Annotated in this window: 20 protein-coding genes, 2 tRNA genes and 3 rRNA genes; 13 read left to right on the top strand and 12 right to left on the bottom strand. The window is 57.1% G+C overall.

Annotated elements, in window-relative coordinates; all coding sequences use genetic code 11:
- Nucleotides 1–256 precede the first annotated feature (256 nt).
- The 10 genes from GSR16_RS17955 (at nucleotide 257) to GSR16_RS17910 (ending at nucleotide 11349) form a co-directional block, all read left to right on the top strand.
- A 16S ribosomal RNA gene (locus GSR16_RS17955) occupies nucleotides 257–1792 on the top strand.
- Between the two features lie 64 nt (nucleotides 1793–1856).
- A tRNA-Ile gene (locus tag GSR16_RS17950) sits at nucleotides 1857–1933 on the top strand.
- 4 nt (nucleotides 1934–1937) lie between these two features.
- A tRNA-Ala gene (locus GSR16_RS17945) sits at nucleotides 1938–2013 on the top strand.
- 277 nt (nucleotides 2014–2290) lie between these two features.
- A 23S ribosomal RNA gene (locus GSR16_RS17940) occupies nucleotides 2291–5180 on the top strand.
- 228 nt (nucleotides 5181–5408) lie between these two features.
- Nucleotides 5409–5523 (top strand): 5S ribosomal RNA (gene rrf / locus GSR16_RS17935).
- Together the 16S, 23S and 5S rRNA genes with 2 tRNA genes alongside form the textbook arrangement of a ribosomal RNA operon.
- Before the next feature lie 413 nt (nucleotides 5524–5936).
- Nucleotides 5937–6839, top strand: coding sequence for an ABC transporter ATP-binding protein (locus tag GSR16_RS17930; protein WP_159879800.1), 903 nt, complete (start codon nucleotides 5937–5939; stop codon nucleotides 6837–6839).
- Nucleotides 6839–7594, top strand: a complete 756-nt coding sequence (locus GSR16_RS17925; RefSeq protein ID WP_159879798.1) for an ABC transporter permease — start codon at nucleotides 6839–6841, stop codon at nucleotides 7592–7594. Before GSR16_RS17930 ends, GSR16_RS17925 begins: the two co-directional genes overlap by 1 nt.
- Nucleotides 7595–7616: 22 nt before the next feature.
- Nucleotides 7617–7865 (top strand): BolA family protein, encoded by a 249-nt coding sequence (locus GSR16_RS17920; protein ID WP_159879796.1) that lies wholly within the window; start codon nucleotides 7617–7619, stop codon nucleotides 7863–7865.
- 7 nt (nucleotides 7866–7872) lie between these two features.
- On the top strand, nucleotides 7873–9126 hold the full coding sequence (murA, locus tag GSR16_RS17915) for a UDP-N-acetylglucosamine 1-carboxyvinyltransferase (protein ID WP_159879794.1): 1254 nt from the start codon (nucleotides 7873–7875) through the stop codon (nucleotides 9124–9126).
- 240 nt (nucleotides 9127–9366) lie between these two features.
- Nucleotides 9367–11349, top strand: coding sequence for a methyl-accepting chemotaxis protein (locus tag GSR16_RS17910; RefSeq protein WP_159879792.1), 1983 nt, complete (start codon nucleotides 9367–9369; stop codon nucleotides 11347–11349).
- Between the two features lie 60 nt (nucleotides 11350–11409).
- Here the strand turns inward: GSR16_RS17910 and GSR16_RS17905 are convergent, their stop codons facing one another.
- From GSR16_RS17905 to dapC, 9 genes are all read right to left on the bottom strand, one after another.
- The gene (locus tag GSR16_RS17905; protein ID WP_159879790.1) at nucleotides 11410–11571 is read right to left on the bottom strand and encodes a hypothetical protein; all 162 of its coding nucleotides are present in this window, start codon (nucleotides 11569–11571) and stop codon (nucleotides 11410–11412) included.
- A 134-nt stretch (nucleotides 11572–11705) separates the two neighbouring features.
- Nucleotides 11706–12551 carry an MlaA family lipoprotein gene (locus tag GSR16_RS17900; protein WP_240902530.1) on the bottom strand — a complete coding sequence of 282 codons (846 nt, stop codon included), beginning with the start codon at nucleotides 12549–12551 and terminating at the stop codon, nucleotides 11706–11708.
- Nucleotides 12552–12554: 3 nt separating this feature from the next.
- A complete protein-coding gene (locus GSR16_RS17895; RefSeq protein WP_159879788.1) occupies nucleotides 12555–12848 on the bottom strand; it encodes an STAS domain-containing protein in 294 nt (97 codons plus the stop codon).
- Between the two features lie 15 nt (nucleotides 12849–12863).
- The gene (locus tag GSR16_RS17890) at nucleotides 12864–13475 is read right to left on the bottom strand and encodes an MlaC/ttg2D family ABC transporter substrate-binding protein (RefSeq protein WP_159879786.1); all 612 of its coding nucleotides are present in this window, start codon (nucleotides 13473–13475) and stop codon (nucleotides 12864–12866) included.
- A gap of 41 nt (nucleotides 13476–13516) precedes the next feature.
- Nucleotides 13517–14002: an outer membrane lipid asymmetry maintenance protein MlaD gene (mlaD, locus tag GSR16_RS17885; RefSeq protein WP_159879784.1), complete on the bottom strand. Its 486-nt coding sequence runs from the start codon at nucleotides 14000–14002 to the stop codon at nucleotides 13517–13519.
- Between the two features lie 10 nt (nucleotides 14003–14012).
- The gene (mlaE, locus tag GSR16_RS17880; protein ID WP_059285994.1) at nucleotides 14013–14798 is read right to left on the bottom strand and encodes a lipid asymmetry maintenance ABC transporter permease subunit MlaE; all 786 of its coding nucleotides are present in this window, start codon (nucleotides 14796–14798) and stop codon (nucleotides 14013–14015) included.
- Nucleotides 14791–15609, bottom strand: coding sequence for an ABC transporter ATP-binding protein (locus GSR16_RS17875; protein WP_159879782.1), 819 nt, complete (start codon nucleotides 15607–15609; stop codon nucleotides 14791–14793). Before GSR16_RS17875 ends, mlaE begins: the two co-directional genes overlap by 8 nt.
- A 346-nt stretch (nucleotides 15610–15955) precedes the next feature.
- Nucleotides 15956–16777, bottom strand: coding sequence for a 2,3,4,5-tetrahydropyridine-2,6-dicarboxylate N-succinyltransferase (dapD, locus tag GSR16_RS17870; RefSeq protein WP_159879780.1), 822 nt, complete (start codon nucleotides 16775–16777; stop codon nucleotides 15956–15958).
- 55 nt (nucleotides 16778–16832) lie between these two features.
- Nucleotides 16833–18023, bottom strand: coding sequence for a succinyldiaminopimelate transaminase (gene dapC, locus GSR16_RS17865; protein WP_159879778.1), 1191 nt, complete (start codon nucleotides 18021–18023; stop codon nucleotides 16833–16835).
- A gap of 111 nt (nucleotides 18024–18134) precedes the next feature.
- Between dapC and GSR16_RS17860 the strand changes: the two genes are divergently transcribed.
- A complete protein-coding gene (locus GSR16_RS17860; protein WP_159879776.1) occupies nucleotides 18135–19037 on the top strand; it encodes a DMT family transporter in 903 nt (300 codons plus the stop codon).
- Entirely contained in the window at nucleotides 19034–19612 is a 579-nt protein-coding gene (locus GSR16_RS17855; protein WP_240902529.1) for a GNAT family N-acetyltransferase, read from the top strand. Before GSR16_RS17860 ends, GSR16_RS17855 begins: the two co-directional genes overlap by 4 nt.
- Before the next feature lie 4 nt (nucleotides 19613–19616).
- Here GSR16_RS17855 and GSR16_RS17850 read toward each other — a convergent pair whose 3' ends face one another.
- On the bottom strand, nucleotides 19617–19832 hold the full coding sequence (locus GSR16_RS17850; protein ID WP_159879774.1) for a SlyX family protein: 216 nt from the start codon (nucleotides 19830–19832) through the stop codon (nucleotides 19617–19619).
- Nucleotides 19833–19992: 160 nt separating this feature from the next.
- Between GSR16_RS17850 and GSR16_RS17845 the strand changes: the two genes are divergently transcribed.
- Nucleotides 19993–20286, top strand: a complete 294-nt coding sequence (locus GSR16_RS17845; RefSeq protein WP_159879772.1) for a DUF2325 domain-containing protein — start codon at nucleotides 19993–19995, stop codon at nucleotides 20284–20286.
- Nucleotides 20287–20290: 4 nt separating this feature from the next.
- Here GSR16_RS17845 and GSR16_RS17840 read toward each other — a convergent pair whose 3' ends face one another.
- Nucleotides 20291–21040 (bottom strand): MgtC/SapB family protein, encoded by a 750-nt coding sequence (locus GSR16_RS17840; protein WP_159879770.1) that lies wholly within the window; start codon nucleotides 21038–21040, stop codon nucleotides 20291–20293.
- A 96-nt stretch (nucleotides 21041–21136) separates the two neighbouring features.
- Nucleotides 21137–21925 carry a class I SAM-dependent methyltransferase gene (locus GSR16_RS17835; RefSeq protein ID WP_159879768.1) on the bottom strand — a complete coding sequence of 263 codons (789 nt, stop codon included), beginning with the start codon at nucleotides 21923–21925 and terminating at the stop codon, nucleotides 21137–21139.
- Nucleotides 21926–21979 lie beyond the last annotated feature (54 nt).

Genomic DNA, 21979 nt, shown 5'->3' with positions numbered 1-21979 from the left:
CTTGAATATCGATCTCGGAAATATTGCATATTTCTTCGCACAAAGTGTTGACGAGGGGTGGGTGTGGCGGTATAGTTCGCCTCCTCAGCAGACAACGCAGCGACGGAAACGAAACGCAGCGACCTGCACCGCTCTTTAAAAAACAGAATAACCGATAGGTGTGAGTGCTTGGCGAAAGCCAAATACTTGCACTGCAAGACAAGAAATACTTGTTATTTTCTTTGATCTTGCGTGCCAGAAAATTTGCTATGAGATTGAACTGAAGAGTTTGATCCTGGCTCAGATTGAACGCTGGCGGCATGCTTTACACATGCAAGTCGAACGGTAACAGGGAGCTTGCTCCGCTGACGAGTGGCGAACGGGTGAGTAATGCGTCGGAACGTGCCGAGTAGTGGGGGATAACTATCCGAAAGGATAGCTAATACCGCATACGCTTTGAGAAGGAAAGCAGGGGATCGCAAGACCTTGCGCTATTCGAGCGGCCGACGTCTGATTAGCTAGTTGGTGAGGTAAAGGCTCACCAAGGCATCGATCAGTAGCGGGTCTGAGAGGATGATCCGCCACACTGGGACTGAGACACGGCCCAGACTCCTACGGGAGGCAGCAGTGGGGAATTTTGGACAATGGGCGCAAGCCTGATCCAGCCATGCCGCGTGTCTGAAGAAGGCCTTCGGGTTGTAAAGGACTTTTGTCAGGGAGGAAATCCCTAAGGTTAATACCCTTGGGGGATGACAGTACCTGAAGAATAAGCACCGGCTAACTACGTGCCAGCAGCCGCGGTAATACGTAGGGTGCAAGCGTTAATCGGAATTACTGGGCGTAAAGCGTGCGCAGGCGGTTGTGTAAGTCTGATGTGAAAGCCCCGGGCTCAACCTGGGAACTGCATTGGAGACTGCACGGCTAGAGTGCGTCAGAGGGGGGTAGAATTCCGCGTGTAGCAGTGAAATGCGTAGAGATGCGGAGGAATACCGATGGCGAAGGCAGCCCCCTGGGATGACACTGACGCTCATGCACGAAAGCGTGGGGAGCAAACAGGATTAGATACCCTGGTAGTCCACGCCCTAAACGATGTCAACTAGCTGTTGGGGGTTTGAATCCTTGGTAGCGTAGCTAACGCGAGAAGTTGACCGCCTGGGGAGTACGGCCGCAAGGTTAAAACTCAAAGGAATTGACGGGGACCCGCACAAGCGGTGGATGATGTGGATTAATTCGATGCAACGCGAAAAACCTTACCTGGTCTTGACATGTACGGAACTTGCCAGAGATGGCTTGGTGCCCGAAAGGGAGCCGTAACACAGGTGCTGCATGGCTGTCGTCAGCTCGTGTCGTGAGATGTTGGGTTAAGTCCCGCAACGAGCGCAACCCTTGCCATTAGTTGCTACCATTTAGTTGAGCACTCTAATGGGACTGCCGGTGACAAACCGGAGGAAGGTGGGGATGACGTCAAGTCCTCATGGCCCTTATGACCAGGGCTTCACACGTCATACAATGGTCGGTACAGAGGGTAGCCAAGCCGCGAGGTGGAGCCAATCTCATAAAACCGATCGTAGTCCGGATCGCACTCTGCAACTCGAGTGCGTGAAGTCGGAATCGCTAGTAATCGCAGATCAGCATGCTGCGGTGAATACGTTCCCGGGTCTTGTACACACCGCCCGTCACACCATGGGAGTGAGTTTCACCAGAAGTGGGTAGGCTAACCGTAAGGAGGCCGCTTACCACGGTGGGATTCATGACTGGGGTGAAGTCGTAACAAGGTAGCCGTAGGGGAACCTGCGGCTGGATCACCTCCTTTCTAGAGAAGGCGATTGTCAAGTACTCACAGCCTATCGGTTATTCATGATTTAAGGGTAGTAACTGGGTTTGTAGCTCAGCTGGTTAGAGCACTGTGTTGATAACGCAGGGGTCGTAGGTTCGAGTCCTACCAGACCCACCAGTTTGGGGGATTAGCTCAGTTGGGAGAGCACCTGCTTTGCAAGCAGGGGGTCGTCGGTTCGATCCCGTCATCCTCCACCATTCTTACAGTGCAAACAAAAGCGCACACAGCATTTTATTGCTGCGTGAATTTCTGTTTGCGTTGTTTTTACAATGCCCGATCTTTAACAAACTGAAGAAGCCGAATTAATTAGACGGCGAAATGAAATGCATGGAGTTAACTCTGCATGCAGGACAAATCGTCATCTTGGGAATTTGATTGTATCTAATGTCATGTCGCCATATCAAAAGGGGCGGTGTGACATGTCGCACAAACACAATTCTGTCGGATTGGTAATCTAGGTTACTGAAATGATAGGGTCAAGCGACTAAGTGCATCTGGTGGATGCCTTGGCGATCACAGGCGATGAAGGACGTGTAAGCCTGCGAAAAGCGCGGGGGAGCTGGCAATAGAGCTTTGATCCCGCGATATCCGAATGGGGAAACCCACCCGCAAGGGTATCCCAGACTGAATACATAGGTCTGTGGAAGCGAACCGAGTGAACTGAAACATCTAAGTAACTCGAGGAAAAGAAATCAACCGAGATTCCGTCAGTAGTGGCGAGCGAACGCGGAATAGCCTGTATGTGATAGAGATTGAGATAGTGGAAGGCATTGGAAACTGCCGCCATAGTGGGTGATAGCCCCGTACACGAAATTTCATTCTTGGTACTAAGCATACGAAAAGTAGGGCGGGACACGCGAAATCCTGTTTGAAGATGGGGGGACCATCCTCCAAGGCTAAATACTCGTGATCGACCGATAGTGAACCAGTACCGTGAGGGAAAGGCGAAAAGAACCCCGGGAGGGGAGTGAAATAGAACCTGAAACCGGATGCATACAAACAGTGGGAGCCTCGCAAGGGGTGACTGCGTACCTTTTGTATAATGGGTCAGCGACTTACGTTCAGTAGCAAGCTTAACCGCATAGGGGAGGCGTAGGGAAACCGAGTCCGAATAGGGCGCTTTAGTTGCTGGGCGTAGACCCGAAACCGAGTGATCTATCCATGGCCAGGATGAAGGTGCGGTAACACGCACTGGAGGTCCGAACCCACTAGTGTTGCAAAACTAGGGGATGAGCTGTGGATAGGGGTGAAAGGCTAAACAAACTCGGAGATAGCTGGTTCTCCCCGAAAACTATTTAGGTAGTGCCTCATGTATCACTTCCGGGGGTAAAGCACTGTTATGGCTAGGGGGTCATTGCGATTTACCAAACCATGGCAAACTCTGAATACCGGAAAGTGCGAGCATGGGAGACAGACGGTGGGTGCTAACGTCCATCGTCAAGAGGGAAACAACCCAGACCGCCAGCTAAGGTCCCAAATGATCAGTTAAGTGGTAAACGAAGTGGGAAGGCCCAGACAGCCAGGATGTTGGCTTAGAAGCAGCCATCATTTAAAGAAAGCGTAATAGCTCACTGGTCGAGTCGTCCTGCGCGGAAGATGTAACGGGGCTCAAACTGATAACCGAAGCTGCGGATTTGCACGTAAGTGCAGATGGTAGGGGAGCGTTCTGTAGGTCTGTGAAGGTGTCTCGAAAGGGATGCTGGAGATATCAGAAGTGCGAATGCTGACATGAGTAGCGATAAAGCGGGTGAAAAGCCCGCTCGCCGAAAGCCCAAGGTTTCCTACGCAACGTTCATCGGCGTAGGGTGAGTCGGCCCCTAAGGCGAGGCTGAAAAGCGTAGTCGATGGGAAACGGGTTAAAATTCCCGTACTTTTGTGTAGTGCGATGTGGGGACGGAGAAGGTTAGGTCAGCGGCCTGTTGGAATAGGTCGTTCAAGCTGGTAGGTGGTTAGGGTAGGCAAATCCGCCCTTTCATTCAACACCGAGAAGTGATAACGAGGGTCTACGGACCTGAAGTGACTGATACCACGCTTCCAGGAAAAGCCACTAAGCTTCAGCTACACAAGAACCGTACCGCAAACCGACACAGGTGGGCAGGATGAGAATTCTAAGGCGCTTGAGAGAACTCAGGAGAAGGAACTCGGCAAATTGATACCGTAACTTCGGGAGAAGGTATGCCTCTTTAGGTGAAATCCCTTGCGGATGGAGCTTGGAGAGGTCGCAGAGAATCGGTGGCTGCGACTGTTTATCAAAAACACAGCACTCTGCCAACACGAAAGTGGACGTATAGGGTGTGACGCCTGCCCGGTGCTGGAAGGTTAAGTGATGGGGTGCAAGCTCTTGATCGAAGCCCCAGTAAACGGCGGCCGTAACTATAACGGTCCTAAGGTAGCGAAATTCCTTGTCGGGTAAGTTCCGACCCGCACGAATGGCGTAACGATGGCCACACTGTCTCCTCCTGAGACTCAGCGAAGTTGAAGTGTTTGTGAAGATGCAATCTCCCCGCTGCTAGACGGAAAGACCCCGTGAACCTTTACTGTAGCTTTGCATTGGACTTTGAAGTGGTTTGTGTAGGATAGGTGGGAGGCTTTGAAGCCAGGACGCTAGTTCTGGTGGAGCCGACCTTGAAATACCACCCTGACCCCTTTGAGGTTCTAACCTTGGTCCGTTATCCGGATCGGGGACAGTGCATGGTAGGCAGTTTGACTGGGGCGGTCTCCTCCCAAAGTGTAACGGAGGAGTTCGAAGGTTACCTAGGTACGGTCGGAAATCGTGCTGATAGTGCAATGGCAAAAGGTAGCTTAACTGCGAGACCGACAAGTCGAGCAGGTGCGAAAGCAGGACATAGTGATCCGGTGGTTCTGAATGGAAGGGCCATCGCTCAACGGATAAAAGGTACTCCGGGGATAACAGGCTGATACCGCCCAAGAGTTCACATCGACGGCGGTGTTTGGCACCTCGATGTCGGCTCATCACATCCTGGGGCTGTAGCCGGTCCCAAGGGTATGGCTGTTCGCCATTTAAAGTGGTACGTGAGCTGGGTTCAAAACGTCGTGAGACAGTTTGGTCCCTATCTGCAGTGGGCGTTGGAAGTTTGACGGGGGCTGCTCCTAGTACGAGAGGACCGGAGTGGACGAACCTCTGGTGTACCGGTTGTCACGCCAGTGGCATTGCCGGGTAGCTAAGTTCGGAAGAGATAAGCGCTGAAAGCATCTAAGCGCGAAACTCGCCTGAAGATGAGACTTCCCTGAGGGCTAGACCCTCCTGAAGAGTCGTTCGAGACCAGGACGTTGATAGGTCGGGTGTGGAAGCGCTGTGAGGCGTTAAGCTAACCGATACTAATTGCTCGTGAGGCTTGATCCTATCATTTGAGTGGCTTGGGAAACCGGGCTGACGGATAGTGCATGTGCGACGCGATCAAAGATCCAAGACTAATTAAGGCGGGAGTAGAGAGGTGGGAGTGGGGAGTAAACCCCTGCAACTGACGAACTACCCCGAAACGGAGAGCAGGACAAGAGCGGGCAGAGACAACTCTCTACTCCCGACTCTCTACTCCCCACAAGGCTTCTTCAAGTTTGTTGACAGTTTATGTCTGGTGGCCATAGCGAGGTGGTCCCACGCCTTCCCATCCCGAACAGGACCGTGAAACGCCTTAGCGCCGATGATAGTGTGGCATTCGCCATGTGAAAGTAGGACACCGCCAGACTCCCCATACAGAAGCCCAGCTCAATCGAGCTGGGCTTTGTGCGTTTCGGCTGGCCCGGAGGCCGCCGTGGTTGCATATCCTGCTTGCAGCCTGGTCAAGATCTCGCTGTCGTAGTCTTGCACGGCGTCCAAGCCTTATACCCCTTCTGCATTGATGTGCTTTAAAAACAACAGTCTTTGCCACCGCGCCACCCCTTCTGGCTTGGCGATGCGACTTCTGAAAATGCGGCCCTTGGCCGTGTGGCTGTTCTTAACCGGGGAAAATCGGTGCCATGTTGCGGCTGCACGCTGCTTTCGCGGATGGTTGTGAGCGGATGGCAAGTGGTCGTTGGCTGGCTTGTTGGTACAACAATTCCACGGCTTGCAGAGGCAGCGGTATAATCGCACTCTTTTTTCAAAGCATTTGATAAGCACATGCCCTCGGCTATCGAAATAAAAGCGGTGAGTAAGCGCTATGGCAGCTTGCAAGCTCTGGATGATGTCAGCATCAGTGTTGAGCCAGGTGAGTTCTTTGCCTTGCTTGGGCCTAATGGTGCAGGCAAGACGACACTGATTTCGGCCATGGCGGGCTTGTCGCGTCCTGATAGTGGCAGCATCCGTATCATGGGACATGATGTGTTTCGTGATTTTCGTGCCGCACGCATGAGTCTGGGTGTGGTTCCACAGGAGCTGGTATTTGATCCGTTTCTCTCGGTGCGCGAGACATTGCGCTTTCAGTCTGGTTATTTTGGCCTGACCCGTAACGACGACTGGATTGATGAATTGCTGTCCAAGCTTGGTTTGGCAGACAAAGCCAATGCCAATTTACGTGCCTTGTCTGGCGGGATGAAGCGCCGCGTTATGGTGGCGCAGGCCTTGGTACACCGCCCGCCGGTGATGGTGTTGGACGAGCCAACGGCTGGCGTGGATGTGGAGTTGCGCCAGAGTCTGTGGTCTTTCGTCAAGGAGCTGAACGAGGTAGGGCATACCATCGTGCTGACTACCCACTACCTGGAAGAGGCGGAAACCTTGTGCAACCGTATTGCCATGCTCAAGCGCGGCAAGCTGGTGGCCCTGGAAAGCAAGGACAAGCTGCTGCAGCACGGCAAAGAGCGTGAGATTGCCTTCAAGCTGGCCGGGCCGCTACCGGAGAGCCTGTCCAACCGCAAGGTGCGGGAAGAGGATGGCAGAGTGGTGTTGCGACTGGCGGATATCGGCCAGCTGGAAGGGGTGCTGGCGACCTTGCGTGAAGCCGGTGTGGCCGTGCGGGAGTTGAATGTGGTCGAGATTGATCTGGAGAGCGTATTTGTGAACATGATGCATGGAGGACGTGCCTGATGCAGGGCTTCCTGACCTTGTTCCGCAAAGAGTTGGTGCGTTTCTGGAAGGTGGCTTTCCAGACGGTAGCCGCACCGGTATTGACGGCGCTGATGTACCAGCTGATTTTCTCGCATGTGATGTCGCGTCATGTCGAGGCCTATCCCGGTGTCAGCTATACCGCCTTTCTGATTCCTGGCCTGGCGATGATGTCCATGGCGCAGAATGCGTTTGCCAACAGCTCGTCCAGCCTGATCCAGTCCAAGATTACTGGCAATATCGTGTTCCTGCTGTTGCCGCCGCTGACTGCGCTGGAGTTCTTTGCTGCCTATATGCTGGCTGCGATTGTGCGCGGCCTGGCGGTTGGAGCCGGGGTGCTGGTGATGACGGCCTGGTTTGGCCTGCCTTTGCCCAGCAATCCTTTGTGGGTGCTGTTGTTCGCTATCCTGGGCTGCGGCGTGTTGGGTACCTTGGGGGTGATTGCCGGTATCTGGGCAGAAAAATTCGATCAACTTGCTGCTTTCCAGAACTTTTTGATCATGCCGCTGACTTTCCTGTCTGGCGTGTTCTACTCGATTAACAGCCTGCCGCCATTTTGGTACGCCGTATCGCATGTCAACCCGGTGTTCTTTATGATCGACGGGTTCCGTTACGGCTTTTTCGGCCAGGCCGACGTCAGCCCATGGCTGTCGCTGGGCGTGGTTGGTGGCAGTTTTATTTTGCTTTCCGGGCTGGCTTTGTGGCTGATCAAGTCAGGCTACAAGCTGCGCCATTAGGATCCCTTTTCAGGATGTACACATGATTTCTGCCGAACAGGTCAAACAATACATTGCTGCTGGTCTTCAGTGCTCCCACCTCGAAGTGGAGGGTGATGGCCATCATTTCTACGCTACTGTGGTGTCGCAGGATTTTGCCGGCAAGAGGCTGATCGATCGTCACCGTCTGGTGAAGGAAGTTATCGCCACCCGCCTGGCCAGCAACGAAATCCACGCCCTCTCCATCGTCAAGGCTGCTACGCCGGACGAGTGGGAAAAACTCCAAGGCTGATCCTTATATGGATAAATTGAAAATCTGCGGCAATGGTCCGCTAAATGGTGAAATTCGCGTGTCCGGTGCCAAGAATGCGGCGCTGCCGATTCTGTGTACCAGCTTGTTGACCGCGGACACCATGCGCTTTACCAATGTGCCGATGCTGCGTGACATCTCCACCACCCAGAAGCTGCTGCAAGGCATGGGCGTACGGGTGATGACCGACAATGTGCACGAAATGGAAATCACCGCCGATCACCTGGACAGCCTGGTGGCACCGTATGATCTGGTGAAGACCATGCGCGCTTCCATTCTGGTACTGGGCCCGACACTGGCGCGCTTTGGTGAAGCAACCGTGTCCCTGCCCGGTGGCTGTGCCATTGGCAGCCGGCCAGTGGATCAGCACATCAAGGGCCTGGTCGCCATGGGGGCAGAGGTGATCATTGAGCATGGCTACGTCAAGGCCAAGGCACAGCGCCTGCGTGGCGCGCACATCGTGATGGATGTGGTGACCGTGGGCGGTACTGAAAACCTGCTGATGGCAGCCGCACTGGCCGATGGCACCACCATTCTGGAAAACGCCGCACGCGAGCCGGAAGTGACTGATCTGGCCAACTGTCTGGTGGCCATGGGGGCCCGTATCAGTGGCATTGGTACCAACCGCCTGGTGATTGACGGGGTGGACAAGCTGCATGGCTGTGAATATGCCATCATGCCCGACCGTATCGAGGCCGGTACCTTCCTGGTTGCCGCGGCAATGACGCAGGGCCATCTGATCCTGCGTAATGCAGCGCCGCGCAGCATGGAAGCTGTACTGGATAAACTGGTGGAGGCGGGGGCAGTAGTCGAGGCCGGAGATGACTGGATCTCGCTTGACATGAAGCGCCGTCCCAAGGCCATCAATTTCCGCACCCTGCCTTATCCGGCATTCCCGACTGATATGCAAGCACAGCTGATGACGCTCAACTGCATTGCCGAAGGTGCCGGCGTGGTGACCGAAACCATCTTCGAAAACCGGTTCATGCATGTTCCGGAGCTCAATCGTATGGGTGCTCGCATCGAAGTGGAGGGTAATACCGCCGTGGTGCATGGTGTCGAGAAGTTGTCCGGAGCCACCGTAATGGCCACTGACTTGCGTGCTTCCGCCAGTCTGGTGCTGGCAGGGTTGGTAGCGCAGGGTGAAACCATTGTCGACCGTATCTATCACCTTGACCGTGGTTACGAGTACATCGAGAAAAAGCTGGGTGCTGTAGGCGCGCAGATCGAGCGTATCAGCTAAGGCGGTACCGCAACGCCGCTGTAAAATTACTTTTGACCAAATCAGGCATCAAATTCGGCTAAAACCGGTTTGATGCCTTTTTATTTGATCAAATAAATGAATTCCTGACACAATGCTGCAGCCGGATTGCTATCGCGACCGGCCAAGGGGGAAGTAGACCGGCTGGCGCAAGACAGCCCGGAGCTGCCAAGGCAGTGTCCCTGTCGACATCACAATAATCGAGCGGCAGATGGAGTTCATATGTTCACAACCATTAGAAACAAGATACTGGCAGGCAGCGGCCTGCTGATTCTGGCGGGCTTTGCCTTGCTCATAGGCTTGAATGCCTACTCGCAATATCGGCAGGCAAGCGAACAGGTACGCGAAAATGCCCGTCTGCTGTCCGCACGAGAGGCCGGCAATGTACAAGGCCTGCTGGAGTCCTCGTACCACGCCGTGGAAACCCTGGCCGAGGCCACCATTGCGGTAAAGCGCCGCCAGGCCGTAGATGGCAGGCAACTGGTTTCGGAAATGACACGTGCCCAACTGCCGCATAATCCTGATGCGGTTGGCTATTGGGTGATTTGGGAGCCCGATGCCTTTGATGGTCAGGACCAGAAGCTGGCAGGTACGCCCTTCAACGACAAGAAGGGCCGCAGTGGCGTTTACTGGTTCAATAAGGGCGGTAAGACCGATGTCGTGTGGGGTGGCGAAGGTGCGGATGACAGCGACTACTACAAGCTGCCCAAGGCCACTGGCAAGCCGGTGCTGACTGAGCCCTATGTTGATGAGGACATCAAGATCCTGATGGGGACGCTGGCCATGCCCCTGCAACTGGATGGCAAGGTACTTGGTGTGGCAGGCGTTGATCTGGCATTGGGGCATTTGCGTGAACTGGCCGGCAAAGTCAAACCCTATGGCAGTGGAACAATGCGCTTGTACTCCAACAAGAGCATGTTGCTGGCCGGCCCAGACCAGAGCCTGATTGGCAAGGCCGATGCATCGCTGTCGCTGGAGATCCGCCAAGCCATTGCGGCGGGTGTGCCAGTGGAATACGTATCAACAGACGGGCAGTGGAACTTCATTCTCCCCGTCAGGGTAGCCGGTGTTGCCCAGCCCTGGGCTGTAGGCATCCGCATTCCGCCCGCGCTAGCGCTAGCACCGGTATGGGCTGCAGTGTGGCAATCTGTCGCACTGAGCGTGGCCGTGCTGCTGGCCATCCTGGTATTGATGGGGCTGACGCTGTCTTATCTACTGCGTCCGCTGGGACGTCTGCAAAAGGCCATGAGCGAGCTGGCCGCAGGCGGTGGAGACCTGACCCGCCAACTGGCGATAGCCAGTCATGATGAAATTGGAATCGCGGCGACTGCCTTTAACCGTTTTACCGGCTCTTTGCGCACGATGATGCTGGAAGTACGTAGCCATGCCGCAGGTGTTTCCGGTTCGGTGCGTACCATGTCGCAGGATATCGGCCAGATACGCGACAGCTCATCCTGCCAGTCCGAGGCCGCCAATGCCACCGCCGCCAGCATTGAGCAGCTGTCAGTCAGCATTAGCCTAATTGCTGATGCCAGCAAGTCCGCCGAGCAACTGGCCAATGAGGCTGGCAGCATGTCTGTGCAGGTGGCGGATAGTGTGCATGCCACCTCGCGCGAAATAGGCGGTATTGCCGACACGGTACGCAGTTTGGCCTGTGTAATGGCTGGTCTACAGCAGCGTTCTGGTGACATCAGCAGTATTGTCAGCGTAATTCGGGATATAGCCGACCAAACCAATCTGCTGGCCTTGAATGCAGCAATTGAAGCCGCCCGTGCCGGTGAGCAGGGCCGGGGTTTTGCCGTGGTTGCTGATGAAGTGCGCAAGCTGGCGGAGCGGACTGCACAGGCTACGCTGGAAATCGGCGGTATGATCCAGGGGATACAGCAGGATACCCGTCAGGCGGCAGGTAGCATGGAGGGGGCAGTGTCACAGGTGGAAAGTGGCGTCCGGCAAGCGGAAATGGCAGCCAGTTCCATTTCTCGCATTACTGACAATAGTCAGCAGGTCGTGCGGACTGTGGGTGACATTGCTGTGGCTACGGCTGAACAGTCCACCGCCAGCCAGGAAATTGCCCAGCATATCGAAAGTATACATAACATGCTGCAGCAGTCCGATGCATCGGTAAAGCAAGCCTATCAGGCCATTGAAACCGTGCATCAACTGGGCGATGAGCTGGAAGGGCTGATTGCCCGTTTCCGGCTGTGACCAGACAGGCCGCGCATGTGTACTAGCGACCTGTGGGCCGCTTTTTTCTATCGACAGTGCTTAGTGCATTACCTGGATGGTTTCTTGCGGGTGTTCGGCACTGTACTCGGCAATGGCTTCTTCCAGTAGTTCTGGTGTCAGATATTGACCATTAGATACCGCATGGCGCAGACAGCGGGTGAGGTATTCCAGGGCTTGTTGCGGGATCTGGCGCTGTTCCATGATAGGCTCCGTTCAATTAATTTAGTAAATTCTAATATTTATTGAGGACCGGTGTTTGTGGTAGATCAAGTGCGTTGCGGAAGAATGAAAAAAGCAGCCTTGCGGCTGCTTTGATTTGATTCTGCAGAATGTGCTTACTGCGGTGCAGATGCTGCAGCATGCGCGGCTGCTGACGCTTCGGGATGACTGTCGTCCATCGCCGCCGGCACAGCCTCCACTGATGGTGCAGACGATGCTGCCGGTGCGCTGACCAGATCGTCGATGTTGACATCGTCGTTTTGGGTAGGGTTGGGCTGTCCCAGCTGGCGTGCCCGCAATTGCAGGTAGCCATCCCGCATATAGGTGTAAGGGTCAATGGCGGCAGTGGCCAGGCTGTCGTCCAGATCCAGATAGCGGGCACGGGTATTCACGCCGTAAACACCGTAGAAGGCAATGGCTTCGTTAGTGTTGTGATAGACCAGCTTTTCCGGGCCGTTGATGCCAAGGGATACGCCCAGACCCAGGCCGTCACGTACTGTGCTGGGGCCGAAGAAAGGCAAAACCAGATAGTTGCTGCTCTTCCAGCCCCAGTGGGCGAAAGTATCTCCCAGCGAGGTCTTGTTGTTTTTCAGCCCGGCAGGCGTAGCAATGTCAATCAGACCGAACAGGCCGAAGGTGCTGTTGAGCGCAACCCGCATGATGTCGTTGAGCGCCCGTTCCGGCTCGGCCTGCAGCAGATTGTTGGCTGCGCTGTAGACATCTTTGAAGTTGTCGAAGAAATTGCCAACAGCTGTACGGAACGGCCCTGGCGTGATGGCGTGGTAGCCCTCGGCAGCTGGCTTGATCACCCAGCGGTCTGCTTTGTCATTGAAGGAAAACATCGAGCGGTTGAATGACTCGTAGGGATCCAGCGGTGAACTCGGGTGGGTGTTGGCGCAGCCGGCCAGCAGCAGGCTGGCTGCCACCAGGCCAGCGCGCATGGTGAGTCGCGTGCCAGTCATGATTCAGTCTCCTTGCGGGCCGCCAAGCAGCGCGCGCAGTGCATACAGTTCAACAAGTTCGGACAGTCTGGCCGGCCAGTTCTGCAGCAGCAGTGGCTGGCCGGTTTGTTCTGCGGCGCGGCGGCAGGCCAGCAGCAGGGCAACAGCCGAGGAGTCTGCCTCGCTGATGCCGGACAGGTCCAGCTGCAGTGGGGCACGGGCGACACGAGCAGTCAGCGTGGCCAGCAGCTTGCCACTGCTGTGCATGTCCAGCTTGCCGCTCAGACGGCCTTGCCCTGCGGCGGTTTCCTCAAACATGGCGATGTTCCCGGCTTACTTGGCCGCCGGCAAGGCGGCGTTCTTGTCCTGCAGCATCTTGATCAGGCCATCGACGCCGCTCTTGTTGATTTCCTGGTTGAACTGGTTGCGATACACCGTAACCAGGCTGGCACCTTCCACGCTGACGTTGAACACTTTCCAGCCCTGTGGGGTCTTGTACAGGGTGTAGTCGACTGCAACCGGCCCCTTATCATTGCCAGGCAGGCTGACGGAGGACTTCACTGTGGCTTCGCGGCCGCTATTGCCGATGGTGGCATTGGGCTGGATGTCGATCTGTGCATTCTTGAAGCGGGTCATGGTGGTGGAGTAAGTGCGTACCAGCAGGCTCTGGAATTGCTGTGCCAGCGCGCTTTGCTGTGCTGGGCTGGCCTGACGCCAGCCCAGACCAACGGCTAGGGCGGTCATGCGCTGGAAGTCGAACTGGGGAATGGCCAGGGCTTCAACTTGCTGGCGCACCTGCTTGGTATTCTTGCCATTTTCCTGTTTCAGTACGTCCATGATCTGGCGTGAGGTTTCGCGGACTTGCTCGACCGGATTGTCGGTGGCAGCCAGGCTGTGGGCGCTCAGGCCCAGCAGGACAAGAAAGGATGCAATCAGTTTTTTCATGGTATTTGTCATTCTTGATGAGTTGTGCACAAGGACTGTCGTTATTGCGCTGCGGAAGCGCTGCTCTTGTTGTTGCCGCCACTGAAGCTGGTCATGAACTTGCCGATCAGCTGTTCCAGAACCAGGGCGGAGGAAGTCAGCGTGATGTGCTCGCCGGCTTTCAGTTCGTCCGGGTCACCGCCCTGCAGCAGGCCGATGTACTGTTCACCCAGCAGGCCGGCGGTGAGGATTTCGGCGCTGGCGTCACGGCTGAAGGTGTACTGCTTTTCCAGGTTCAGGGTGACGCGGGCGCGGTAGGTCTTGGTGTCCAGCTGGATGGCTGCCACACGGCCTACCACCACACCGGCTTCCTTGATCGGCGCCTTTACCTTCAGGCCGCCGATATTGTCGAAATCAGCATACAGGGTGTAGGTCTGATCGGCGCTTTGCGGCGTGAGGTTGGCCACTTTCAGCGACAGGAATACGACGGCAGCAATGCCGATTGCCACGAACAGGCCGACCCACAAATCAATAGTAGAGCGTTTCATTCCCTATTTCCTAGAACATGAAGGCGGTAAGGACAAAGTCCACCGCCAGGATTACCAGCGCCGAGGTCACCACTGTGCGCGTGGTGGCGGCAGACACGCCAGCCGCGGTGGGCGTGGCATCGTAACCTTCGAAAACGGCGATCAGCGTGACGGCAATGCCGAAGCACAAGCTCTTGATCAGGCCGTTCACCACGTCGTAATGCAAGTCGACGTTGTTTTGCATCTGCGACCAGAAGGTGCCGGAATCAAGGCCTATCATCACCACACCGATCAGGTAGCCACCAAAGATGCCCATTACATTGAACATGGCAGCCAGGATGGGCATGGAAATCACGCCGGCCCAGAAGCGCGGTGCCACCACGCGGGCGATGGGGTTGACTGCCATCACGCTCATGGCGTCCAGCTGCTCGGTGGCCTTCATCAGGCCGATTTCGGCGGTCATGGCGCTGCCGGCGCGGCTGGAGAACAGCAGCGCGGCCAGAACCGGGCCCAGTTCGCGCAGCAGGGATAGTGCCACCAGCGCGCCCAGTGCATCGGCAGAGCCAAAGCGCGACAGGGTGTTGTAACCCTGCAAGCCCAGCACCATGCCGACAAACAGGCCGGACACCACCACGATGATGACCGACATCACCCCGGCGAAATAGATTTCGCGAATGGTCAGGTTAAAACGCAGCAGGCTCTGGCCGGAATAGCGCAGGATGGCCAGCAGGAAGCGGGTGATGAAACCCAGCCGCCAGATGGCGTTGATGGTGGTGTGTCCAAGCCGGCGCAGCGGTGACAACAGCAGCTCAGTCATGCTGGCCTCCTTTCAGGCCCAGGTCCTGCTGCAGCGAAGTGCTGGCAGGGTAGGCAAAATGTACCGGGCCATCGGCTTCGCCCCACATGAACTGGTGTACCCAGGGGGAGGGGGAGGAGCGGATATCTTCCGGCGTGCCGTCGGCAACGATTGCGCCATTGGAGACGAAATAAACGTAGTCGACGATATCCAGCGATTTGTGCACGTCATGGGTCACCATGATGGAGGTGGTGCCCAGGGCGTCGTTCAGTTTCTTGATCAGATGGGCAATGACGCCCAGCGAGATCGGGTCCAGCCCGGTAAAGGGCTCGTCATACAGCATCAGCTGTGGATCAAGGGCAATGGCGCGCGCCAGTGCCACCCGGCGTGCCATGCCACCGGACAGTTCAGCCGGCATCAGCCCCTGGGTGCCACGCAGACCCACGGCAGACAGTTTCATGATCACCAGATCATGAATCATGCTGTCCGGCAGGCGGGTATGTTCGCGGATGGGGAAGGCGACATTGTCCTCGACCGAAAGGTCGGTAAACAGCGCGCCAAACTGGAAGAGCATGCCCATGCGGCGGCGGTGCTCGAACAGTTCGGCATGGTTCATGCCGGCAAGATCGCGGCCATCAACCAGTACTTGGCCGGAGCCCGGGCGGATCTGGCCGGAAATCAGGCGCAGCATGGTGGTCTTGCCGCTGCCGCTGCCCCCCATGATGGCGACCAGCTTGCCGCGCGGAATGACGAGGCTGATGTTGTTCAGGATGCTGCGTTCGCCGTAGGCGAAGCTGACATTCCTGAATTCGATGAAATGGTCTGAAGACACGGATTTTCCGGATAAAAAACACGGTGAAGTTACAGCCCGGTTTGGGCATGGAACAGCTGGATTTTATAGATTTGTATGCCGCTCGCCAAATATTGAAAGTTTCGGCATGTAACGATGGTGCCTGCCGTGTAGGGTGTCTGGCAAGTTTTGTATCTGTTAGTTTTTAAACAAGTTTGAAGCCAGGCTGAAAAATCAGTAGCCATATTATTTCATTGGCATGGTTGTGGGGCAAGCAGGCTGTTGTCATCACATTGCCGTAGCTTGAATGGTGGTGCAAACAAAAGACCCGGCGTGGCCGGGTCTGGTGTACAAGGCCGGCAGCAAAGCGCTGACCGGGTCGTGCGGCTTAGACGCCGCGCAGCAGATCGTTGATGCTGGTCTTGCTACGGGTTTGGGCATCCACTTTCTTGACGATGACCGCGCAGTACAGGCTGTGGCTGCCATCCTTGGACGGCAGGTTGCCGGATACCACCACCGAGCCCGGCGGAATGCGACCATAGCTGACTTCGCCGGTTTCACGGTCGTAGATCTTGGTGGACTGGCCGATATACACGCCCATGGAGATCACCGAGCCTTCGCCCACGATCACGCCTTCCACCACTTCCGAGCGTGCGCCGATGAAGCAGTTGTCTTCAATGATGGTAGGGCCGGCCTGCAGCGGTTCCAGCACGCCGCCAATGCCCACGCCACCGGACAGGTGCACGTTCTTGCCGATCTGGGCGCAGGAGCCAACGGTGGCCCAGGTGTCCACCATGGTGCCTTCGTCAACATAGGCACCAATATTCACGTAGGACGGCATCAGCACGGTGTTCTTGGCAATGAAGCTGCCCTTGCGTGCCACGGCACCCGGTACCACGCGGAAACCAGCTTCCTTGAAGTGGGCTTCGCTCCAGTCGTGGAACTTGGTGTCCACCTTGTCGAAGTAGCGGCTGACGCCATCGTCCTGCACCACGTTGTCGCGGATGCGGAAGGACAGCAGCACGGCTTTTTTCACCCACTGGTTGACCACCCAGTCGCCGTCCACTTTTTCGGCGACGCGCAGGTGGCCGTTGTCCAGCTCGGTGATGACCTGGCCAATGGCGGCCTTCAGTTCGGCGGAAACGGTGGCGGGGGTGATGTCGGCGCGCTTTTCGAACGCTTCTTCGATCAATGCTTGAATCGGATGCATGTGATGGAGTCCTTTGGCAATGTGAATGGAAACAGTCATAGCTGGTGGATGTCGCTTATATGGTTGTTGTCTTGACGAAGCGCACGATGCGTTCGGCGGCAGCCTGACATTCTGCCAGTGTCGCGACCAGAGCGATACGGATATAGCCACTGCCCGGGTTTACGCCATGCGCGGTGCGCGCCAGGAAGGAGCCCGGCAGCACGGTAATGTGCTCCTGCTCGAACAGTGCACGGGCAAAGGCGGTGTCATCGCCGCCGGGTACTTTGGCCCACAGGTAGAAGCTGGCATCCGGCAGGCTGACATCCAGCACCTCGGCCAGCAGCGGGGTGACGGCTTGGAACTTGGCGATGTAGGCGGCCCGGTTTTCCTCAACATGGGCTTCGTCATTCCAGGCGGCTACGCTGGCCGCCTGGATGGTGGGGCTCATGGCACCGCCCTGATAGGTGCGGTACAGCATGAAGCTGGCCAGCAGGGCCGCGTCGCCGGCAACAAAGCCCGAACGCATGCCCGGCGCATTGGAACGCTTGGACAGGCTGGTGAACATCACCAGTCGCTCAAAACCGCGGCCCAGCTTGCTGGCGGCTTCCAGTCCACCCAGCGGCGGCTGGCCGAAGTGGATTTCCGAATAACACTCGTCGCTGGCAATGACAAAACCGTAGCGGTCGGACAGGGCGAACAGGTTTTTCCAGTCGTCCAGCGACATCACGGCACCCGTGGGATTGCCCGGACTGCAGACGAAGACCAACTGGGTGCGTGCCCATACGCTTTCCGGCACGCTGGCCCAGTCGGGCTGAAAGCCAGTGCTGGCGGTGCAGTTGACATAGAAGGGTTCCGCGCCTGCCAGTAGTGCTGCGCCTTCGTAAATCTGGTAAAACGGATTGGGTGAAATCACCACCGGTTTTTCAGCCTGCTGGCTGTTGACCACCGTCTGCACAAAAGCGAACAGGGCTTCGCGGCTGCCATTGACCGGCAGCACTTCCTTCTCTGCATCCAGTTGCAGGTTGTAGCGACGTTGCATCCAGTCGGCACACGACTGGCGCAGCTCCACGCTGCCCAGCGTGGCCGGGTACACCGATAGTCCGCCCAGTGCATTGACCAGTGCCTGTTTGATGACCTCCGGCGTCGGGTGTTTCGGCTCGCCGATCGACAGGTTGATATGCGGCTTGTCAGCCGGGACCGCACCAGCCATCAGCTGACGCAAACGCTGGAAGGGATAGGGTTGCAGGCTGTCCAGGTGGGGATTCACGCTTGGTTCTCTCTGTTGCAGTGGGGGCTGGCCGGTTATGCTGGCCGCCGCTGATCCGGTTTGGCGGACTGTAGTGCAGTGCCGCAGAATCGCCCATCTTAAGAAATCGTGATGCCTCTTGTAAAACAAAAGCTTCTTGCCATTGTTGCCGTCGTTACCACAGCGCTGGTGTGGGGGCTGATGTGGTACCCGTTCCGCGTGCTCAGCCAGCAGGGTATCAGCACCGCGCATACCTCATTGCTGGTCTACCTGCTGGCAGCGTTACTGGGCGGCATGTTGTTCTTTGATGTCTACCGTCGCCAACTGCGCTGGCACCCGGTACTGCCGCTGCTGGCCCTGCTGTTTGGCTGGTGCAATTTCAGCTACACCTGGGCGGTGTCCGAGGGCATGGTGATGCGGGTATTGCTGCTGTTTTACCTGTCACCGCTGTGGACGGCCTTTTTTTCACGTTTGCTGCTGCATGAGCGGCTGACGCGCAGTGGCTGGCTGGTGGTGGCGCTGTCGCTGGCCGGTTGCATGATCATCCTGTATCGTCCCGGCCTGCTGGATGGCGCTGCGCTGCTCAGCCAGCGCTATGAATGGCTGGCGCTGTCCGGCGGTATCAGCTTTGCCCTGGGCAATGTATTGAGCAAACGGGCGCGGGATCTGCCGGTGCCGGTCAAGTCTGCCACCATCTGGGTGGGCGTGGCGCTGATGGGGCTGGTGGCATTGGGTGCGCGCCAGCAACTGGGCAGCTTGCTGGATGTTTCGTTGGCTGCCGCGCTGCTGCTGGCCTTGCTGGGTATGACCTTGCTGGCTACCAGCATCATTTCCCAGCATGGCGTCAGCCTGCTGCCGGCAAGCCAGACCATGACGCTGATGCTGTTGGAGCTGGTATTTGCCGCCATCTCGGCCTACCTGCTGGCCGGCGAAGCAATGAGCTTGCAGGAATGGCTGGGCGCAGCCTTGATTGGTGGCGCCAGCCTGCTGTCCGGCAATATGACGCAGCCAATGGCTGTCAGGAGGAAAACATGAATATCCGGCCCATGCTGGCGGAAGACTTTGCCGCGTTCTGGCCAACATTTCAGGCCATCATCCAGGCGCAGGAAAGCTATGCCTATGACCCGCAACTGAGCGAGGCGCAAGCGCGGGCACTATGGCATGAGCTGCCACAGGAAACATGGCTGGCCGAAGAGCATGGCGTGCTGCTGGGCAGTTACTTCATCAAGCCGAATGCAGCCGGGCCGGGTGGCCATGTGTGCAATTGCGGCTATATGGTGGCCCCGGCTGCGCGTGGCAAGGGCGTGGCGGCTGCCCTGTGTGCGCATTCGCAGCAGCGCGGACGCGCACTGGGCTTTCTCGCCATGCAGTTCAATGCAGTGGTGGCCAGTAATGCCGTGGCGGTCGCCTTGTGGAAGAAGCTGGGTTTTGCCGAGGTAGGCCGGGTGCCGGGTGCTTACCGGCACCCTAGCCTGGGCTTGGTGGATTGCCTGATCATGCACAAATGGCTGCAAGCGCCGGATGTCGACAAACCGCTGACGGCATCGGCCCCGTTGATTGCGCGCAAGAACATTGAAGCCGTGGTGTCGCGCAAGCGCAAAAAGAACTGATGGATCAGTAATGCGGCGGTATTTCGTCGCGCAGGGAGCCGCCGCTGTTGCCGCTATCGGGCTGGGCGGCCTTGAATTGCTGATACACCAGGCGCAGTTGCTGTTGCAGCAAGTCGATTTGCTGTTGCTGGCGGGCAATGGTGCTGTTGAGGCTGTCGAGCAGGTCGTCCTGGAAGGCGATTTTCACTTCCAGTTCATTCAGGCGGTCTTCGGTATTCATCAGTGCATTCTACCTTGCTTGGCATGGCGGCGATGTGCCTGAACATGTTTTGTGTTAGTGAGGAATAAGAATTCCAGTTTTTATTATTATCTGGAATTAAACAGCCCGGCTACGATGGTTCCATCGCCCTGCCGCAGTGCGGCATTTGAGGAGAATGGACATGGATGCCTTGCTGATTGGCGGCGACAGCCTGGGACAGATTCCCGATGTGCTGGCGCTGTATGATATCCGTATTGCCCGCCACATAACCGGTCGTAATACCCTGCACCAGCGCAAGTTGCCGCTGCCCAAGAACACCCAGATGCTGATCCTGCTTACCGATTTTCTTGGTCATAATGCCATGCGGCATTATCGCGATACGGCGGCTGCCCACGGCATTCCGGTGCTGGCCTGCCGCCGTTCCGCTACCGCGGTGGCTGAGCGTTTGCGCCACGATGGCTGGCAGCCGGCCTGACGACTCAGTTGCGTGCCGGCTGTACGCTGAAACTTTCGATTTCTTCCAGCTGCATGATGGCGCGTGACAGGTCCACCACGTTGATCAGATGGTGCTTGTTGATGGCCGATACCATGAAGCCCCAGTCGCTGGTCTGGGCATCCACCTTCAGGGCAATGCTGTCTTCATGCACGATCACGCCGAGAGTGCGCAGGTTGTCGCACAGTTTTTCCACCGTCCATTGATGTTCGCGCAGGACCGTCAGATTGACATAAAGGCTGAAGCGGCGTGGCAGCCGGTTTTCCATCCAGTTGAGCAAGCGCATGCAAATGACGCATAGCAAGGTCACCGAAATGGCTGACAAATAAAAGCCCACGCCCACCAGAATGCCAATGACCGAGGACATCCATACCGAGGCCGCCGAGGTCAGGCCGCTGATGGACATGCCTTCCTTCATGATCATGCCGGCCCCGAGAAAACCCACGCCGGTCAGTACACCCTGTGCCACGCGCGTCATGTCGCCGTGCATGATGTCGGCGTGGATGCCGCCATACCAGAAGCCGGAGTACCCCACCATGCTGATGACGCCGGCTGAGGCCATCGATACCAAGCCGTAAGTCCGCATGCCGGCGGCACGACCATTGGACCAGCGCTCATAACCCACCAGACAGCCCAGCAGCAGGCCGCCCAGCAGATTGCAGGTAATCAGCAGGTTGACTTCCCATTTTTGTGCCGACCAGTACTGTTGCAGCAGGTCGGCAAAGGTGATGCTCATGGCGTGCTTTCTAGTCGATTTTTTGCTGGCCGTATAGTCAGGCTAGGCCGGGGATGACGGTGTGGCAAGCCGGTTTGCGCCAGCCAGCTCCCCGCTTCAGGGCTGACTGTGTTCCGGGCGCAGGGCCTTGATGATGTAAAGGTCGAAACGGGTGGACTTGCCATCCAGTACTGCCGATGGCTTGACGCCCTCGATGGGGGAGCCCAGGCGTGGCCGCTTCACCACCACGCGCACCCTGGCGGCGGCAATGGCGGCGTCCAGCAGGCGGGCGCTGTCCATGTCATCGCCAATCACATGCTGGAAGGCCTGCATGTCCTTCTTGGCCGCCGCGCTTTTCTTGTCGGTATCTGGAAACATCGGATCGACAAACACCACATCTGGTCGCTCATTGTCGCCAAGCTGTGCCAGCCAGTCGGCTGAATTGGCGTGCACTAGCTGCATGCGGGATGCGATGTCGGCGGTCTCCGGCGCGCGCGCGGCGCGTTCCAGTGCATCAAACAGCAGGGCGGCAGCCACAGGCGAGCGCTCCACCATGGTCACCTGGCAGCCCTGGCTGGCCAGCACAAAACTGTCGCGGCCAAGGCCTGCGGTGGCATCGACAATGTGGGGCAGGTCTTTGGCACCCTTCAGGCCGACGGCCTTGGCAACGGGCTGGCCACGGCCACCACCCTGTTCGCGGCGGTGGCGCGCCGCGCCTTCAACAAATTCGGCATACACCGCGCCGTGCTTGCCGGTAGTGACCAGCTCCAGCCGCTCTGCACCCAGCTCCAGCCAGTAGCCCTCTTCCGGACGGCGAGTGAGCAGGGGGAGGGCAAAGCGGCTGGCGAGCAGGGCTGCCTGGTCGTGGCGGGCGCTTTCAGCGCAGAACAGCGCAGTGGGTGTCATGGGGCTTCCTTGAATCATGCCGGCACGATACGGGATGTATGGCAGTGCGGCAAG

This window comes from Aquitalea denitrificans (assembly GCF_009856625.1).
Taxonomy (GTDB): Bacteria; Pseudomonadota; Gammaproteobacteria; order Burkholderiales; family Chromobacteriaceae; genus Aquitalea; species Aquitalea denitrificans.
The sequence above is the reverse complement of the archived record's forward strand: the minus strand, read 5'-3'. Positions and strand labels throughout refer to the sequence as shown.

Bases quoted from the DNA above. Each gene is read 5' to 3' on its own strand.
- GSR16_RS17835 (WP_159879768.1), bottom strand. From the start codon at position 21,925: ATGACACCCACTGCGCTGTTCTGCGCTGAAAGCGCCCGCCACGACCAG.
- GSR16_RS17895 (WP_159879788.1), bottom strand. From the start codon at position 12,848: ATGTTTGAGGAAACCGCCGCAGGGCAAGGCCGTCTGAGCGGCAAGCTG.
- GSR16_RS17925 (WP_159879798.1), top strand. From the start codon at position 6,839: ATGCAGGGCTTCCTGACCTTGTTCCGCAAAGAGTTGGTGCGTTTCTGG.
- GSR16_RS17920 (WP_159879796.1), top strand. From the start codon at position 7,617: ATGATTTCTGCCGAACAGGTCAAACAATACATTGCTGCTGGTCTTCAG.
- GSR16_RS17840 (WP_159879770.1), bottom strand. From the start codon at position 21,040: ATGAGCATCACCTTTGCCGACCTGCTGCAACAGTACTGGTCGGCACAA.
- GSR16_RS17860 (WP_159879776.1), top strand. From the start codon at position 18,135: ATGCCTCTTGTAAAACAAAAGCTTCTTGCCATTGTTGCCGTCGTTACC.
- GSR16_RS17910 (WP_159879792.1), top strand. From the start codon at position 9,367: ATGTTCACAACCATTAGAAACAAGATACTGGCAGGCAGCGGCCTGCTG.
- dapD (WP_159879780.1), bottom strand. From the start codon at position 16,777: ATGCATCCGATTCAAGCATTGATCGAAGAAGCGTTCGAAAAGCGCGCC.
- murA (WP_159879794.1), top strand. From the start codon at position 7,873: ATGGATAAATTGAAAATCTGCGGCAATGGTCCGCTAAATGGTGAAATT.
- GSR16_RS17850 (WP_159879774.1), bottom strand. From the start codon at position 19,832: ATGAATACCGAAGACCGCCTGAATGAACTGGAAGTGAAAATCGCCTTC.
- GSR16_RS17855 (WP_240902529.1), top strand. From the start codon at position 19,034: ATGAATATCCGGCCCATGCTGGCGGAAGACTTTGCCGCGTTCTGGCCA.
- mlaD (WP_159879784.1), bottom strand. From the start codon at position 14,002: ATGAAACGCTCTACTATTGATTTGTGGGTCGGCCTGTTCGTGGCAATC.
- GSR16_RS17905 (WP_159879790.1), bottom strand. From the start codon at position 11,571: ATGGAACAGCGCCAGATCCCGCAACAAGCCCTGGAATACCTCACCCGC.
- GSR16_RS17845 (WP_159879772.1), top strand. From the start codon at position 19,993: ATGGATGCCTTGCTGATTGGCGGCGACAGCCTGGGACAGATTCCCGAT.
- GSR16_RS17900 (WP_240902530.1), bottom strand. From the start codon at position 12,551: ATGACTGGCACGCGACTCACCATGCGCGCTGGCCTGGTGGCAGCCAGC.
- GSR16_RS17890 (WP_159879786.1), bottom strand. From the start codon at position 13,475: ATGAAAAAACTGATTGCATCCTTTCTTGTCCTGCTGGGCCTGAGCGCC.
- mlaE (WP_059285994.1), bottom strand. From the start codon at position 14,798: ATGACTGAGCTGCTGTTGTCACCGCTGCGCCGGCTTGGACACACCACC.
- GSR16_RS17930 (WP_159879800.1), top strand. From the start codon at position 5,937: ATGCCCTCGGCTATCGAAATAAAAGCGGTGAGTAAGCGCTATGGCAGC.